Raw genomic sequence first — 14361 nt, 5'->3', positions numbered from 1 at the left:
AGAGATCCGGGCCTATCCGTTTACGGCTCGTAAATGTCTGGCAGACAATTACCAGCAAAATTTCAGGGAAACTTCAGATCGTGCGCGCCGCGGCGGTGGTAGCCTGGGTTGCGAACCGCCGCTGCCCGAGGGCCGGTGACGTTCGCTTTCGCATCTGTGGGGACGACCATGAAGAAGACCGCCTGCGCTTTGCTGGTTTCACTGACGACATGCCTGGCTGCGCCGGCCGGCGCCGTCACGCTCGATCTGGCGACCATGTCCTGCAAGCAATTCATTGAATCCAAGCCTGACGAGATCCAGATGACGCTGATCTGGCTCGACGGCTGGTACAAGGGCGACTCCGACGAGGCACTGATCGATACCGAAGTCTTCGTGGAAAATGCCAAGAAGTTCGGGGCCTATTGTGCCACCAATCCCAGCGTCAGCATCGTCACCGCTGCCGAGAAGATCCTGGGCGATTAAGGCAGGTGGTCGCGCAGCTGTGTCCGGATATGTCCGCAAGGGCCGATCGGGAAGGGCTGCGCGGCGCCCCGCGGCTTGGCGCGCATGACGTGCGGATGATATAGAGGCCTCGTCAATGACGGAGCCTTTTCCCATGAGACTGTTCAGCGTCCTCGCGGTCCTCACGCTAATGACCGGACCTGCTGCCGCGCAGATGATGAATCTGCTGCCGGAAGTGAAGACCATGAGTCCGGAGGAGAAAGAGCAGGATGCGATCCGGCAGAAGGCCTATCGCGATTCCCTGCGGCAGATCCCCGATAACAAGGCAACGCAGGATCCGTGGGGCAATGTGCGAAGCGACGCGCCGAAGCAGGCCGCACCGGCCAAGCAGCCGCGCACCAAGACCGGCAGCAACGCGAACTGAGCAGCTATATGCGGGGGCGCGAGCAATTGCGCCCGCCCAGGCCGGCCTAGTTGTTCCAGGTCGCCAGCGGGACTTCGAACAGGCCGCCGGCCTCCTCGTTCTCGACCACGATCGCGCCTCTGACGAGACCCGTGCTCCGCACCAGCTCGGCCGCGAGTTCGCGCGCATGCGCCATCGCGCCCTGCTCGGTGTCGAAGCTCACACCTTCCTCATCAAGGAAGGAATTTTCCGAAATGATATGAAAATAAAACAGGGGCAACGGAAACGACCACATCTTGGACGCGTCAACTTTACCGGCAGCACCGGAGGTTGCCGTGGATGATGGTACCGCTAACGCAAGTCATCGGCCGCGTCGATTAAAATCGTACAAATTCGCGGCAAATGCGCGGTTTTTTTAAGTTGCAGCTGCGCGGTGGTTCCATTCCGGACCGCGCTTGATCGGCGTCGCCGGTCGGATGCTATGATTGTCCCGGTGTTGGCTGGTCAGCCGGGCGCCGTCGCCATTCTGTGGCGATGTCCGCCACGGCTGGTCGTGAGGGGACTGCATGACGCGCGATCAATTCTGGTTTTTCCATCCGTTCCGGGTGCGCTACTCCGAAGTGGATGCCCAGGGCGTCGTCTTCAACGCGCACTATCTGACCTATTTCGACACCACCATCACCGAATACTTTCGTGCCCTCGGCTATGACCAGTTTGCCGACGCCAAACAGAGCGGCGTGGATTTTCACGTGGTGAAATCGGTCATCGAATACAAGGCACCGATTCTCTTCGACCAGGAACTCGACGTGGGCGCGCGCGTCGCCAGGATCGGCAATTCCAGCGTGGTGTTCGCGCTCGGCATTTTCGTGAAAGGCAGCGACGCCGTTCGCGCCACCGGCGAGATCGTCTGGGTCAATACCGACCAGGCGACGCATCGTCCTGTCCCGGTGGCTACTGCCGTGCGCGACCTGATCGCATCGCGCGAACAGCATCTGAGGCAGCCGGCATGATGAACGCCGACATCGTCTTCTGTGCAGCGATCGCGGTGATGATCGTCGGCAGCCTCTATGCCGCGCCGCGGATCGTGCGTGATCGCATCGATATGCAATGGGGCCTCGACGGCAAGCCGACATGGTCTGCGCCGAAGGCGCTGGACCTGTGGGGGGTGATTGTTTTCGCACTCGCTCTTCGCGCCGTCATCTGGGCCGCGATGACCTGGACGCCCGATCGCGTTCACGGCGCAGAACTCGGCATCGTGCTGATGTCGATCATCGTCGCTCTGTCGCATCTGTATGTGCTGATGCGCGCGGCGAAGGCTGCATAGGCAGGTGCCGTGATGAGCAAACAGGAGTGTCGATGCCAACGGCTCTGATCTATGTCGGTGCGGCGATCGCCGAGATTGCCGGCTGCTTTGCATTCTGGGCCTGGCTGAGAATGGGGAAACCGGCCTGGATCCTGATCCCCGGTATCGCCTCGCTGATCCTGTTCGCCTATCTGCTGACGCTGGTGGAGAGCGAAGCGGCCGGGCGCGCTTATGCGGCCTATGGCGGCGTCTATATCGCAGCATCGGTGATCTGGCTGTGGCTCGCCGAAGGATTTCGGCCGGATCGCTGGGACATGGCCGGCGCTGCGATCTGCCTTGTCGGTGCCGCCGTGATCATCGCCGGGCCGCGCTGATATCAGGCCGCATCGTTGCACGCCGTTGTGATATCAGGCGCGCTGGCCATTGCGAGCGCAGCAGTGTAAAAGCTCATAGCTTCTTCTCGCATTTGAAGAGGCTACAATGAACGATCTCAGCACGTGGTTTCAGCAGCAGCACCACGGCCTGCACAGTTTCCGATCCTTCCAGCAAAAATTGTCCGATCTCAGCCGCCGCGCGCCCGAGCACAGCGCGCTATGTCAGCTGCTGAGCCATCTCGTCACACCCTATATCGATGCGTATGACGAAGCGCCTCTGCCTGCCGCGGATGCGGCGCGTGCGCATCGGCGGCTGAGCGAGCTATTGGCGAGCATCGATTTTGCTGCACCCGCGGAGCAGCGTCTCGCCGACGTCAACCGTATCGCGCGCTATGAGCTGGTGAGCTAGCGGGCATCGGTCGCTGATATCTGCATCAATCACTGATGCCGTCGCGATCCCTCAGCGTCATCATGGTCGCAGTGAGCAGCGCGACCAGTTTTTCCTGACCGTCACTGACCGCGAACACATCCGCTTGCGTAAGCGTCAGCGTGCGGCCGGGCTTGATCACGCGCCCACGTGCGATGATGCGCTCGCCCATGGCCGGCGCCACCAGGTTGATCTTGAATTCGGTGGTAAGCACGCCCGCGCCGTCCGGCATCAGGCTGAGCGCCGAATATCCCGCCGCACTGTCGGCGATTGCACTCACCGCGCCGGCATGGACGAAGCCGTGCTGCTGCGAGATCGCCGGCGAGGGGATCATCACGATCTCCACCGCCCCCGGGCGATGCTGCCGAGCGAGGCGCCGAGGGTGGTCATGAGGCCTTGTTTGGCAAAGCTGGTGCGGATGCGATCCGGGGTCATGGCAGGGCGTTCCGGCTGGAGGAAGACAAGGTGGCGGGCCGCGTACAGGTTAGCATCGGGCTGCGTCGGAACTGAATGGCGCACAGGGCCGGCAAGGCCGGTGCATGGAAGATCGCGCACCGGTGGCCGGGCCTCTCAAGTTGTCTGTTTTTGTAGACAAATCATGGACGGTCCTGTAATAGCGGCGATATTGCGCACTCACCTGATCGGCTTTTTCGCCCCATGGCCTACAGCATCTACGGCACCCCGCATCGTCCGACCGAGAAGGTATTTTACGGCACCGTTGCGACGCTTGAGCTTGCGGCGAGCGAACTGAAGCGGCTGCGCAAGGCGGGCGTCGCCCAGGTCTATGCGATCGGCATGGCGCCGGAACTCATGACCCAGCCGGTGCGGGCGGGCGCTTCCAACGACTGACACGGTCAGGAACCGCGGGACATGGGCATCACTGCAGGCAAGAGAAAAGCCCGCCGGATGATCCGTGCGGGCCTTTAGAGCGCATGATCCCGGCACATCGATGCCGGTTATCAAAGTCGATCATGCGCCTGCAAACAGTGTCGTCGCGCGGTTGCTAGAGCATGATCCCGAAAAGTGGATACCGGTTTTCGGATAAGATCATGCTCTGACAAACAAAACACTGCAGTTAGATTCGTCGGAGATGAATCTAACTCTAGTGACGAAATCCGAGATACAGGCCCATCATGGTGACGGCCGATATCAGCACGAAGCAAAACAGCCCCCAGCCGATCATGGTCGCTTCGTCCGGCAATTTGCGCGCGGTTCTTTCTTGAACGTTCAAAAGCTCACTCCCTGAAATTCATCGCTTGCACCCGCATCTTGTGGCGAGATTCCGCAAAGCGTAGCGATGGGGATAGGGCAGTCTAGACCGTTTCGATGTTGCGGTGCGGTCTGGGGAAACGTGTAAATTGGTGTAACGGGCGGCTGCAGCGACGCGGACTAGCGAGCGATGTGCAAGACCAGGATAGCGACTGCGGCCCACAACAGCATTCCTGTGAAGATCGTCACAAGCGCAGGCGGGCGCATACCCACAAGGCCGAACAATCGGCGCCCGGTCCTTTCGAAAGCGACATCGATCACCGTCTCGATGATGCTGCCGATCACCACCGTTCTCCGCCATCCAATCTGCCCGACATTAGCATCATTGCTGGACCTCTGCCGACGACGGTGGGACGCAGGCGCGTGTTGGCGACAGGAGGACGCCGAGTGCGTTGATAAATGCCATCAACGCAATGAAAGGCTTCCATAAACTGAAAGAGGCCGCCCACTGAGGCGGCCTCCACATACTTCACTACAGCTGAATTCTATCCCGTATGAGCATAAACATGCTGTTCATGCTCTTGGCTCTCCAGGTCTTCTTGCTTTTTCTTCTTATGTTCGGCGAGCTTCTCGCGTTGTGTCTGGGTGCCTTTGACCACTCCAACTTCGTTGGAGGTCCAGCGAGCGACGGCGCCCTTGGAGAGAGCGACTACATCTGACCGCTTCATCTGCATGCACCTCCTTCTATGTCTAATCAGGTTGCCTTGAAGCCTTGCATATATGGTCGCATCGCACAACGTGCATTCTGTAACGACCTATATTTGATTGCCCTGCCAGATAAGTGGCCAGCATCATCCTTGTTTCTTAAATAGCCAATAATTGATGCCGTCAGGCTCTCTCCAGCTATCTTGCGGTAGGTATCCTGATGTTGACAGCGTGTCCTCTACAGCATCGTACTTCCTAAGAGCTTTAGGCTCCAAGTTGGGATAAAAAGTCTGCATTATAATATATTCAGGATCAGCGTCCGATATTAGCAGCTCAATTGCTTCCCTTAGTCTGATGGTTACTTCCATTCTATTGTCTTTTGGGATGCAAAAGTCTGTCTTTTCCTTAGAGTAATCGGGAAGGGATACGACATCTAGCTCTGGTCCGCTTTTAGTGCGGATGCCAAAACAAAGTTCCAGCTTGTTGTTTTCGTCTGTCTCGAAAAGCAGCACAGACATCACGTTGAGCTCATCGGTGTCCGCGTCGAAGCCAAGGATGAACTCCACGACCCACGCATTGCCGTCCGTTTGATCGGCAAGAGGGCCTTCCAGTTCCCCCAGGTCAAACTCATAAGCCATTCAAATCGCAACCTATTGCAAGGATTTACAACCTAGACGGCAAATTCCTTTTCCAAAAGGGTATTGTTCAAAACAGGTCACTGCCATTTTCAAACTAGGCCACTGAGGTCGGAAACAGGCCAGCATTGAATTTTCTAAAAGAACATATTGCGAACAAGGAACAGATAGGGTACGTTGATTCAGCCGAGCGGCGCTGCCGTTCTGCCCGTCTCTTCGATTTGTCCCCGTCGCGAATCCCTTCATAAGGAGCTAGATCAATGGCTGCCAATCCGACTGCCCTGCGTATCGTTGAAGGATCCTCCGTGGACAAATCCAAAGCCCTGGCGGCTGCGCTCTCTCAGATCGAACGTCAGTTCGGCAAGGGCTCCGTGATGAAGCTCGGCAAGAACGACCGCTCGATGGATATCGACGTGATTTCGTCCGGCTCGCTGGGTCTCGACATCGCGCTCGGCGTCGGCGGCCTGCCGAAGGGCCGCATCATCGAGATCTACGGGCCGGAATCCTCGGGCAAGACCACGCTGGCGCTGCATTGCGTGGCCGAAGCGCAGAAGAAGGGCGGTATCTGCGCCTTTATCGATGCCGAACACGCGCTCGATCCGGTCTATGCCCGCAAGCTCGGCGTCAATGTCGATGAACTCCTGATCTCGCAGCCCGATCACGGCGAACAGGCGCTGGAAATCGCCGACACGCTGGTGCGTTCGGGCGCTGTGGACGTGCTAATCATCGACTCCGTGGCCGCGCTCGTGCCGCGCGCCGAACTCGAAGGCGAAATGGGCGATGCGCTGCCCGGCCTTCAAGCTCGTTTGATGAGCCAGGCGCTGCGCAAGCTGACCGCCTCGATCAACAAATCCAACACCATGGTCATCTTCATCAACCAGATCCGCATGAAGATCGGTGTGATGTATGGTTCGCCGGAAACCACCACCGGCGGCAATGCGCTGAAGTTCTACGCGTCGGTTCGTCTCGACATTCGCCGCATCGGCGCGATCAAGGAGCGCGACGAAGTGGTCGGCAACTCGACCCGCGTCAAGGTCGTGAAGAACAAGCTGGCACCGCCCTTCAAGCAGGTCGAATTCGACATCATGTATGGCGAAGGCGTCTCCAAGATGGGCGAAATCCTCGATCTCGGCGTCAAGGCCGGCATCGTCGAGAAGTCCGGCGCCTGGTTCTCCTATGACAGCCAGCGCCTCGGCCAGGGCCGCGAGAATTCCAAGGCGTTCCTGCGCCAGAACCCGGACATGACCGCCAAGATCGAAGCCTCGATCCGCCAGAATTCCGGCCTGATCGCTGAACAGATTCTCGCCGGCAAGCGCGAAGCCGAGGATGGCGACACCGAAGGGTCGGAGCCCGCGGAAGATTGATGCGCTCATCCGGCTTCGCCGCGCGCGGCCGGATAACGCAAACCCGTTTCGCGGCGGGAGGGTGTGAGGGTCTGTTGCCGATGCCTCGCAATGCCTGCCGCACACACAAGGGGCCCCGCTTGCGGGGCCCTTTTCGTTGTGGGGATTACGGCGCGGGCCGGTTCACCGCATGACACGCCACCCCATCGATCAGCAGCGGCACCTCGCGCCGGCACAGGTCGAACACATCCGGGCAGCGCGGGTGAAACGTGCATCCGCGCGGTGGATCGATGGGATTGGGGATCTCGCCGGACACGGCGATACGCGCGCGGCCGGACATTGCGAGATCAGGCACGGCGCCGAGCAGCATGCGCGTATAGGGCATGCGGGGATGGCTGAAGAGCTCGCGGCCGTCGGCGAGTTCGACGATACGGCCGAGATACATCACCCCGATGCGATCGGCCATGTGGCGGACGACCGCGAGATTGTGGCTGATGAACAGATAGGTCAGTCCCAGCCGGTCCTGCAGGTCGCGCATCAGATTGAGGATCTGTGCCTGCACCGACACGTCGAGCGCCGAGGTCGGCTCGTCGCAGACGATGAAGTCGGCTTCGGAGGCGAGCGCGCGCGCAATCGCAATGCGCTGGCGCTGGCCGCCTGAGAACTGATGCGGGAATTTCACGCCGTCATCGGGATGGAGGCCGACGAGGCGCAGCAACTCGCCGACGCGTGAACGAATCTCGCGCGCGCCGGTGATGAGATCGAAGGCGCGTATCGGCTCGGCGATGATGTCGTCCACCCGCAGCCGCGGATTGAGGCTGGCATAAGGGTCCTGGAAGATCATCTGGATGCGCCGCCGCAGCGCCTTTCGCGCGGCGGCCTGTCGGGGATCGCTCATGGAGACGCCATCGATGCTGACGTCGCCCGCGCTCGGCGGCAGCAGGCCGACCACCATCCGCGCCACCGTGCTCTTGCCGGAGCCGGATTCGCCGACCAGCGCAAAGGTCTCGCCGCGTTTGATCTCAAACGACACGCGGTCCACCGCGGTGAGATATTCACGTGGCGTCCGCTCGATCACGCGGTTGAGCCAGGGCTTCGAGACATCGAACACGCGGCGAAGATCGCACGCCTGCACCAAAGCGGTCATGCCGTGATCTCCACGGGCGCGCGCACCGGCGAGGCCGGGTCATGCAGATGGCAGGCGACGCGCTGCGGGCCGACAGCGATCGGCTCAGGCCTTTCGCTGCGGCAACGGTCGAAGGCAAAACTGCAGCGGGGATGAAAGGCGCAGCCGGCGGGTATCGCCGACAGCCGCGGCATGCTACCCGGAATCTGCACGAGGCGTTGCGATGCATCGCCGGTCAGCGTCGGGATCGCGCCCATCAGCCCCTTCGCATAGGGATGCAGCGGATGCTGCACCACATCGCGCACCGGGCCGATTTCGGCGATGCGGCCTGAATACATCACGGCCACGCGGTCCGATGTTTCCGCGATCACGCCCATGTCGTGGGTCACCAGCATCACCGCCGTGCCGTGGTCGCGGCCGAGCCGCTTGATCAATGCGATGATCTGCGCCTGCACGGAGACGTCGAGCGCGGTGGTCGGTTCGTCCGCGATGATCAGCTCGGGCTCTGCGGCGATCGCCAGCGCGATCACCACGCGCTGCCGCATGCCGCCGGAGAATTCATGCGGATAGGCATCGACGCGCTTGTCCGGCGCGGGGATGCCGACTTCGGCCAGGAGATCGATCGCGCGCTTGCGCGCCGCGCTTTCGGACAACGTGAGATGCGTGCGGATGGTTTCCACCAGCTGGTCGCCGATCCGGTACAGTGGATCGAGGCTGGTCAGCGGATCCTGAAAGATCATCGCGATGCGCTTGCCGCGGATGCGGCGCATCTCGCGCGGCGGAAGATTGTCGATGCGCTGGCCGGAGAGATTGATCTCGCCGCCGCTGATGCGTCCGGGCGGATCGATCAGGCCGATGGCGGCAAGGCCCGTCACCGATTTTCCGGCGCCGGATTCGCCGACCACGCCCAGCACCTCGCCCCGCGCGATCGCGAAGGACACGCCATTGATCGCATGCAGCGCACCGCGCCGGCTGGCGAATTCCACATGTAGGTCGCGGACATCGAGGACGGGCGTGTTCATCAGGATGATCCCGTCATTGCAGCTTCGGATTCAGCGCATCGCGCAGCCAGTCGCCGACCAGATTGATGGACAGGATCAGCGACGCCAGCGCGATGCCGGGAAAGGCGATCACCCACCATTCGCCGGAGAACAGATAATTGTTGCCGATGCGGATCAGCGTGCCGAGCGACGGCATCGTGTCCGGCATGCCCGAGCCGAGAAAGGACAGCGTCGCTTCGGTGATGATGGCGAGCGCCAGATTGATGGTGGCGATCACCAGGATCGGCCCCATCGTATTGGGCAGCACATGGCGCAGCATGATCACGCGCGCGGGCAGGCCGATCAACTGGGCGGCAGCGACATAGTCCTTGTTCTTCTCCACCATCACTAAGCCACGCACGGTGCGCGCATATTGCACCCAGAAACTCAGGCCGATGGCGATCACCAGCACGATCAGCATGGTGCTGGCATCGAGATGATTGCCGAGCAGCGACTTCACGACGCCGTCGATCAGGAGTGCGATCAGGATGGCAGGGAAGGTGAGCTGCACATCCGCGATCCGCATGATCAGCGAATCCACGGCGCCGCCCACATAGCCGGCGATCAGGCCGAGCCCGATGCCGAGCACGGCAGCGAGGCCGACGCCGAGAATGCCGACGATCAGCGAGATGCGCATGCCGTAAAGGATGGCGGAGAACACGTCGCGGCCCTGTTCGTCGGTGCCGAACAGGAACGGCTTCTGTCCTTCCGCCGTCCATAGCGGCGAGATGCGCGAATTCATCAGGTCGAGCTGCGCGGGATCGAATGGATTCTGCATGGCGATCAGCGGCGCCAGCACGGCCGCCAGCACCAGCAGCAGCACGATGCCGGCAGCCACCATGGTCAGCTTCGAGCGGCGGAACGCATAGAAGATGTCGCTATCGATGGCTCGGGCGAGAAGGCCGGGCGTTTGGGGGAGGGGCGCGTCGGTCATGTCGTCCCCCTCACGCCGGCCGGTTGATGGTCGCGCGCAGGCGCGGATCGACGATGGTGTAGAGGATGTCCACCACCATGTTGATGGTGACGAAGATCAGCGACACCACGAGCAAGTAAGCGGCCATGATCGGGATATCGACATTCTGCACGGCCTGCACGAATAGCAGCCCCATACCCGGCCACTGGAACACCGTCTCGGTGATGATGGCAAACGCGATCACCGAGCCGAATTGCAGCCCGGCCACGGTGATCACCGGCACCAGCGTGTTCTTCAGCGCATGGCCGAAGTGAATGGCGCGCGTGGTGAGGCCGCGGGCGCGGGCGAAGCGGATATAGTCGGTGCGCAGCACTTCCAGCATTTCGGCGCGGACGAGTCGCATGATCAGCGTCATCTGGAACAGGCCGAGCGTGATCGACGGCATGATCAGCGCCTTCCAGCCGGAGACGGTGAGGAAACCGGTTGTCCACCAGCCGAGCTTCACCACCTCGCCGCGGCCGAAGGACGGCAGCCAGCCCAGCGTCACCGCGAACAGATAGATCAGCAGGATGCCGATCAGGAAAGTCGGCAGCGAGATGCCGATCAGCGACACCGCCTGCAGCAGTTTCGCCGTGAACGAATCCCGCCGCAGCGCCGAGTAGATGCCCATCAGGATGCCGAAGAACAGCGCGATCACCGTCGCGCAGGTGGCAAGCTCCAGCGTTGCCGGCATGCGCTCCTGCAGCAGCGACGAGACCGGCTGGCGGAATTGATAGGAGACGCCGAACTTGAACTGCGCTGCATTGATGAAGTAGCGCGCGAACTGCACCACCACGGGATCGTCGAGGCCGAGCGAGGCGCGAATCTCGGCGCGCTGCGCAGGCGTGGTGTCGATCGCCACCATCTGGTTCACCGGATCGCCGGCGAAGCGGAACATGGTGAAGGCGATGATGCCGACCGCGATCAGCACACCGATGGATTGTAGGGCACGGCGCAGGATGAAAGCGAGCATGCGATCCTTTCGCTTTCGATGAACTCAGCCCCTCATGGTGAGGAGGCGCGAAGCGCCGTCTCGAACCATGAGTTGGCGAAGGCTGAGCTTGTGGCCATCCTTCGAGACGCGGCCAAGTGGCCGCTCCTCAGGATGAGGAGAGAGTGGGGGGCGGCAGCGCATACGGCGCGCTTCACCTCGCACTACTCCGACTTCACCGCCCAATATGGCAGCACCTGGTTGTCCGGGCGCTGCACGACCTTTACCTTCTTCGACACGCCCCAGGCCAGCGCCTGCTGGTGCAGCGGGATATAGGCCCACTCCTTGTTGGCGATCTCATAGGCCTGCTTGATCAGCTGGTCGCGCTTGGCCGTATCGGTTTCCTGCAGCACTTGGTCGGTGAGCTTGTCGAACTCCTTGTTGCAGTAGCCGCCGAGATTGGTGGCGCCGCGCGGGCTGTTGGGGTCGTCGCGGCAGCCCATGATGTCGAACATCACATTGTGGGAATCCTGCGTGCCTGGCGTCCAGCCGAGCAGATAGAACGAGGTGTTGAAGCCGCCGGTCTTGAAGACCTTGGCGAAATACAGCGCCTTCGGCTGCGCATTCAGGTTCACCTTCACATTGATGCGCGCCAGCATGCTCACCACGGCCTGGCAGATCGCAGCGTCGTTGACATAGCGATCATTCGGGCAATCCATGCCGACCTCGAATCCCGTGGGATAGCCGGCATCGGCGAGCAGCTTCTTGGCGGCGTCGAGGTCGTATTTCGGCCGGGTGAAATCGCCCGCTAGCTTGAACAGCGGCGGCGCGATCATCAGTGCGGAAGGCGTCGACAGCCCGCGCATCACCCGGCTCTTGATCGCCTCGATGTCGATGGCCTTGTAGAAGGCCTCGCGCACGCGGGCGTCCTTGAATGGGTTCTTGCCCTTGATGTTGGAAAACAGCAATTCGTCGCGGATCTGGTCCATGCCGAGGAAGATCGTGCGCAGCTCCGGTCCGGCCAGCACGCTTGCATTGGCGGTGCCATTGACGCGGGCGATATCCTGCACCGGCACCGGCTCGATGATATCGACTTCGCCGGACAGAAGTGCGGCGACGCGGGTGGCGTCGGAGGCGATCGGCGTGAAGATGATCTCTTTCAGATTATGCTCGGGCTTGCCCCACCAGTTCGGATTGACCTTGAACACGGTCTTCACGCCCGGCTGATGGCTCTCGATGGTGAACGGCCCGGTGCCATTGGCGTTGAGCGAGGCGTAGCTCGGCGAGGTGGCCGCGGCCGGCGTCGGCGCCGTCGCATTGTTCGCCTCCGCCCATTTCTTGCTCATGATGTACCAGACGTCCCATTGCGACGTCAGGATCGGGTTCGGTTTGGTCAGGACGATATCGACGGTGTTGTCGTCGATCTTGACGAATTTCGCATCGGCAGGAACCACCGTGGTGAAGTCAGATCCCTTGGCGCGCACGCGATCGGCGGAGAAGATCACATCATCGGCGGTGAAGGGATCGCCATTCTGGAACTTGACGTTCTTGCGCAGGTGAAAGCGCCAGCGCGTCGGCTCCGGCGTTTCCCAGCTTTCGGCGAGCGCCGGAATGAGTTGCAGATCCTTGCCGCGACCGACGAGGCCTTCATAGACCTGGCCATGATGGGCGATGGTCGTGGTTTCGCGCAGCGTATAGGGATCGAGAGATTTGAGGTCGCCTTGATTGGCGTAGCGCAGGGTCTGCGCCGAAGCCGGGGCGCTCGCCGCGGCGAGCAGAATGGTGAGCGACGCCGCCGCACCCGCAACATATCGAAGAAACGACATTCGCATCTCCCGTCACGCTGCAGCCCGACAGTTGAGCTGCACAACCATTGTTGGCGGAGTTCGGCCGGCGCGCAAGCGCGATTTACCAACTCCGGGATGTAATTCCCGGTGATACATGCAAGGTGCAAGCCACTCGCTCGGTCCAACGGCCGTCGCTTGCATCGGGGCGGCGACCGCGGCGATACTGCCGGCGTTGCAGCGATCTGCGGAATGGACAGAGGATATGACGATGAAGGTGACCGTGACCGTGGACTGCACGCCGCTCGAGGCGCGCGAATTTCTGGGTCTACCCGACGTGCAGCCGATGCAGGCGGCGATGATGGATCAGATGCAGCAGAAGATGATGGAGAACATCGACAAGTATTCCCCGGAGTCGATCATGCAGAGCTGGTTCTCGTTCGACCCGAAGGTCGGCGAACGCTTTCAGGACATGTTTGTGAACATGGCCGGGCTGGGGGCGAAGCCGAAGGACAAGAAGTAAGCGTGCTGGAGCGAGCATATCGGTGACGCTCGATCACCTCTCCCCGGTGGGGAGAGGTGAAGAAAGAGCGAGTTGATCACTCAGGGAGCTTACCCCGCCTTCCGCAATCCCGTCATGGCCGCACGCGCCTGCGCGCTGGCCGCATGGGCGTGGCGGGCGATGGCGTCGATCACCGTGGTCCACATGGAGATCGGCAGCGCATGTCCCATGCGGTCGATCAGCATCAGGCGCGCACCGGGGATCGATGCCGCCGTGTCGCGGCCGGCAGCCGGATGCACGAGCGGATCGACCTTGCCATGGATCACAAGCGTCGGCGCGGTGACCTTGGCGAGGCGTTCCTTGCGGCTGCCGGAGGCGAGGATGGCGCGCAACTGGCGGCCGACGCCTTCGGGGCTGAGGCCACGCGCATAAGTGCGCTCGGCGCGGTCGAGATCGCGCGCCTCGTCATCGGGGAAGCTGCCGACGCGCAGGAACAGCCAGGTCTGCTTGAAGCGTTCGATGAAGGCCTCGTAGCCCGTCGGTTGCGGCTTCAGCAGCGTCAGCGTCACGGCGTGGCTCGGCTGTGGCAGGCGAGGATTGCCCGTCGTCGACATGATGGAGGTCAGCGTGCGCACGCGGCCGGGATAGGTGATCGCGATCTCCTGCGCGATCATGCCGCCCATCGACGCGCCGACCACATGGGCCGAGCGGATGCGCAGCACGTCGAGCAGGCCGACCACATCGTCCGCCATGTCGCTGAGCTTGTAGGGCGCGGCCAACGGCGTACCGAGGAAGCGCAGCTTGGCGAGTTCGAACAATGTGAACGGCTTGCCGCCGGTCATCTTCGAGGACAAGCCGATGTCGCGATTGTCCATGCGGATGACGCGAAAGCCATGGCTGGCGAGTTCGCGACAGAAGTCGTCGTCCCAATGGATCAGCTGTGCACCGAGGCCCATGATCATCACCATGGGTTCCGCATCGGAATAGCCGAACACGTCGTAACAGATATCGATCCCGTTCGCGCGCGCCAGCTGGGGCGGCTCATACGGGATCTGGATCTGTGCGGGAAGTGGTTCAGGACGGGCGTTCATGTCAGTGATATGACATGAAATGCGAATGTGAAAAAGTGACAACCGCGTCATCTGTCAAACAAATCGTCGCAGCAATTAACGAGAGATTGCGCAAA

At 61.5% G+C, this 14361-nt stretch carries 21 protein-coding genes; 9 read left to right on the top strand and 12 right to left on the bottom strand.

The genetic code is table 11. The features are described from left to right. Positions 1–168: 168 nt before the first annotated feature. Together RPMA_RS20635 and RPMA_RS20630 are read left to right on the top strand one after the other, a co-directional pair. The gene (locus tag RPMA_RS20635; protein ID WP_211909533.1) at positions 169–462 is read left to right on the top strand and encodes an HdeA/HdeB family chaperone; all 294 of its coding nucleotides are present in this window, start codon (positions 169–171) and stop codon (positions 460–462) included. 133 nt (positions 463–595) lie between these two features. Beyond that, complete coding sequence (locus tag RPMA_RS20630) at positions 596–865, top strand: hypothetical protein (RefSeq protein WP_211909532.1); 270 nt, start codon at positions 596–598, stop codon at positions 863–865. A gap of 46 nt (positions 866–911) precedes the next feature. Here RPMA_RS20630 and RPMA_RS20625 read toward each other — a convergent pair whose 3' ends face one another. After that, positions 912–1067 (bottom strand): hypothetical protein, encoded by a 156-nt coding sequence (locus RPMA_RS20625; RefSeq protein ID WP_211909531.1) that lies wholly within the window; start codon positions 1065–1067, stop codon positions 912–914. 343 nt (positions 1068–1410) lie between these two features. Between RPMA_RS20625 and RPMA_RS20620 the strand changes: the two genes are divergently transcribed. From RPMA_RS20620 to RPMA_RS20605, 4 genes are all read left to right on the top strand, one after another. Further along, complete coding sequence (locus tag RPMA_RS20620) at positions 1411–1854, top strand: acyl-CoA thioesterase (RefSeq protein WP_211909530.1); 444 nt, start codon at positions 1411–1413, stop codon at positions 1852–1854. Further along, positions 1851–2168 (top strand): hypothetical protein, encoded by a 318-nt coding sequence (locus tag RPMA_RS20615; protein WP_211909529.1) that lies wholly within the window; start codon positions 1851–1853, stop codon positions 2166–2168. The genes RPMA_RS20620 and RPMA_RS20615 overlap by 4 nt, the downstream gene beginning before the upstream one ends. A gap of 32 nt (positions 2169–2200) precedes the next feature. After that, positions 2201–2521 carry a YnfA family protein gene (locus tag RPMA_RS20610; protein ID WP_211909528.1) on the top strand — a complete coding sequence of 107 codons (321 nt, stop codon included), beginning with the start codon at positions 2201–2203 and terminating at the stop codon, positions 2519–2521. A 106-nt stretch (positions 2522–2627) separates the two neighbouring features. After that, positions 2628–2930: a hypothetical protein gene (locus RPMA_RS20605; protein ID WP_211909527.1), complete on the top strand. Its 303-nt coding sequence runs from the start codon at positions 2628–2630 to the stop codon at positions 2928–2930. 25 nt (positions 2931–2955) lie between these two features. Here the strand turns inward: RPMA_RS20605 and RPMA_RS20600 are convergent, their stop codons facing one another. After that, positions 2956–3282 (bottom strand): PaaI family thioesterase, encoded by a 327-nt coding sequence (locus RPMA_RS20600; protein WP_328516529.1) that lies wholly within the window; start codon positions 3280–3282, stop codon positions 2956–2958. Between the two features lie 323 nt (positions 3283–3605). On the opposite strand from RPMA_RS20600, the gene RPMA_RS20595 reads away from it, so the two are divergent. Continuing rightward, on the top strand, positions 3606–3797 hold the full coding sequence (locus RPMA_RS20595) for a hypothetical protein (RefSeq protein ID WP_211909526.1): 192 nt from the start codon (positions 3606–3608) through the stop codon (positions 3795–3797). Positions 3798–4050: 253 nt separating this feature from the next. On the opposite strand, the gene RPMA_RS28280 is transcribed toward RPMA_RS20595, so the two are convergent. The 4 genes from RPMA_RS28280 to RPMA_RS20580 all read right to left on the bottom strand — a co-directional run bounded on the left by RPMA_RS28280 (position 4051) and on the right by RPMA_RS20580 (position 5500). Further along, the gene (locus tag RPMA_RS28280) at positions 4051–4179 is read right to left on the bottom strand and encodes a hypothetical protein (RefSeq protein ID WP_256438170.1); all 129 of its coding nucleotides are present in this window, start codon (positions 4177–4179) and stop codon (positions 4051–4053) included. 158 nt (positions 4180–4337) lie between these two features. After that, positions 4338–4502, bottom strand: coding sequence for a hypothetical protein (locus RPMA_RS20590; RefSeq protein ID WP_211909525.1), 165 nt, complete (start codon positions 4500–4502; stop codon positions 4338–4340). 200 nt (positions 4503–4702) lie between these two features. After that, positions 4703–4891: a hypothetical protein gene (locus RPMA_RS20585; RefSeq protein WP_211909524.1), complete on the bottom strand. Its 189-nt coding sequence runs from the start codon at positions 4889–4891 to the stop codon at positions 4703–4705. 117 nt (positions 4892–5008) lie between these two features. Then, positions 5009–5500 carry a hypothetical protein gene (locus RPMA_RS20580; protein ID WP_211909523.1) on the bottom strand — a complete coding sequence of 164 codons (492 nt, stop codon included), beginning with the start codon at positions 5498–5500 and terminating at the stop codon, positions 5009–5011. A 257-nt stretch (positions 5501–5757) separates the two neighbouring features. On the opposite strand from RPMA_RS20580, the gene recA reads away from it, so the two are divergent. Next, complete coding sequence (gene recA / locus RPMA_RS20575; protein WP_211909522.1) at positions 5758–6861, top strand: recombinase RecA; 1104 nt, start codon at positions 5758–5760, stop codon at positions 6859–6861. Between the two features lie 145 nt (positions 6862–7006). On the opposite strand, the gene RPMA_RS20570 is transcribed toward recA, so the two are convergent. From RPMA_RS20570 to RPMA_RS20550, 5 genes are all read right to left on the bottom strand, one after another. Beyond that, complete coding sequence (locus RPMA_RS20570; RefSeq protein ID WP_211909521.1) at positions 7007–7987, bottom strand: ABC transporter ATP-binding protein; 981 nt, start codon at positions 7985–7987, stop codon at positions 7007–7009. Beyond that, positions 7984–8988, bottom strand: coding sequence for an ABC transporter ATP-binding protein (locus RPMA_RS20565; RefSeq protein WP_211909520.1), 1005 nt, complete (start codon positions 8986–8988; stop codon positions 7984–7986). The genes RPMA_RS20570 and RPMA_RS20565 overlap by 4 nt, the downstream gene beginning before the upstream one ends. Positions 8989–9001: 13 nt before the next feature. Further along, positions 9002–9940 carry an ABC transporter permease gene (locus RPMA_RS20560; RefSeq protein WP_211909519.1) on the bottom strand — a complete coding sequence of 313 codons (939 nt, stop codon included), beginning with the start codon at positions 9938–9940 and terminating at the stop codon, positions 9002–9004. 10 nt (positions 9941–9950) lie between these two features. Further along, positions 9951–10931: an ABC transporter permease gene (locus tag RPMA_RS20555; protein WP_211909518.1), complete on the bottom strand. Its 981-nt coding sequence runs from the start codon at positions 10929–10931 to the stop codon at positions 9951–9953. Between the two features lie 182 nt (positions 10932–11113). Beyond that, the gene (locus RPMA_RS20550; RefSeq protein ID WP_211909517.1) at positions 11114–12715 is read right to left on the bottom strand and encodes an ABC transporter substrate-binding protein; all 1602 of its coding nucleotides are present in this window, start codon (positions 12713–12715) and stop codon (positions 11114–11116) included. Positions 12716–12944: 229 nt separating this feature from the next. On the opposite strand from RPMA_RS20550, the gene RPMA_RS20545 reads away from it, so the two are divergent. Continuing rightward, complete coding sequence (locus tag RPMA_RS20545; RefSeq protein ID WP_211909516.1) at positions 12945–13196, top strand: DUF6489 family protein; 252 nt, start codon at positions 12945–12947, stop codon at positions 13194–13196. 89 nt (positions 13197–13285) lie between these two features. Here the strand turns inward: RPMA_RS20545 and RPMA_RS20540 are convergent, their stop codons facing one another. After that, positions 13286–14266: an alpha/beta fold hydrolase gene (locus RPMA_RS20540; RefSeq protein WP_211909515.1), complete on the bottom strand. Its 981-nt coding sequence runs from the start codon at positions 14264–14266 to the stop codon at positions 13286–13288. Between the last annotated feature and the right edge of the window lie 95 nt (positions 14267–14361).

Source organism: Tardiphaga alba, from assembly GCF_018279705.1.
Taxonomy (GTDB): Bacteria; Pseudomonadota; Alphaproteobacteria; order Rhizobiales; family Xanthobacteraceae; genus Tardiphaga; species Tardiphaga alba.
The sequence above is the reverse complement of the archived record's forward strand: the minus strand, read 5'-3'. Positions and strand labels throughout refer to the sequence as shown.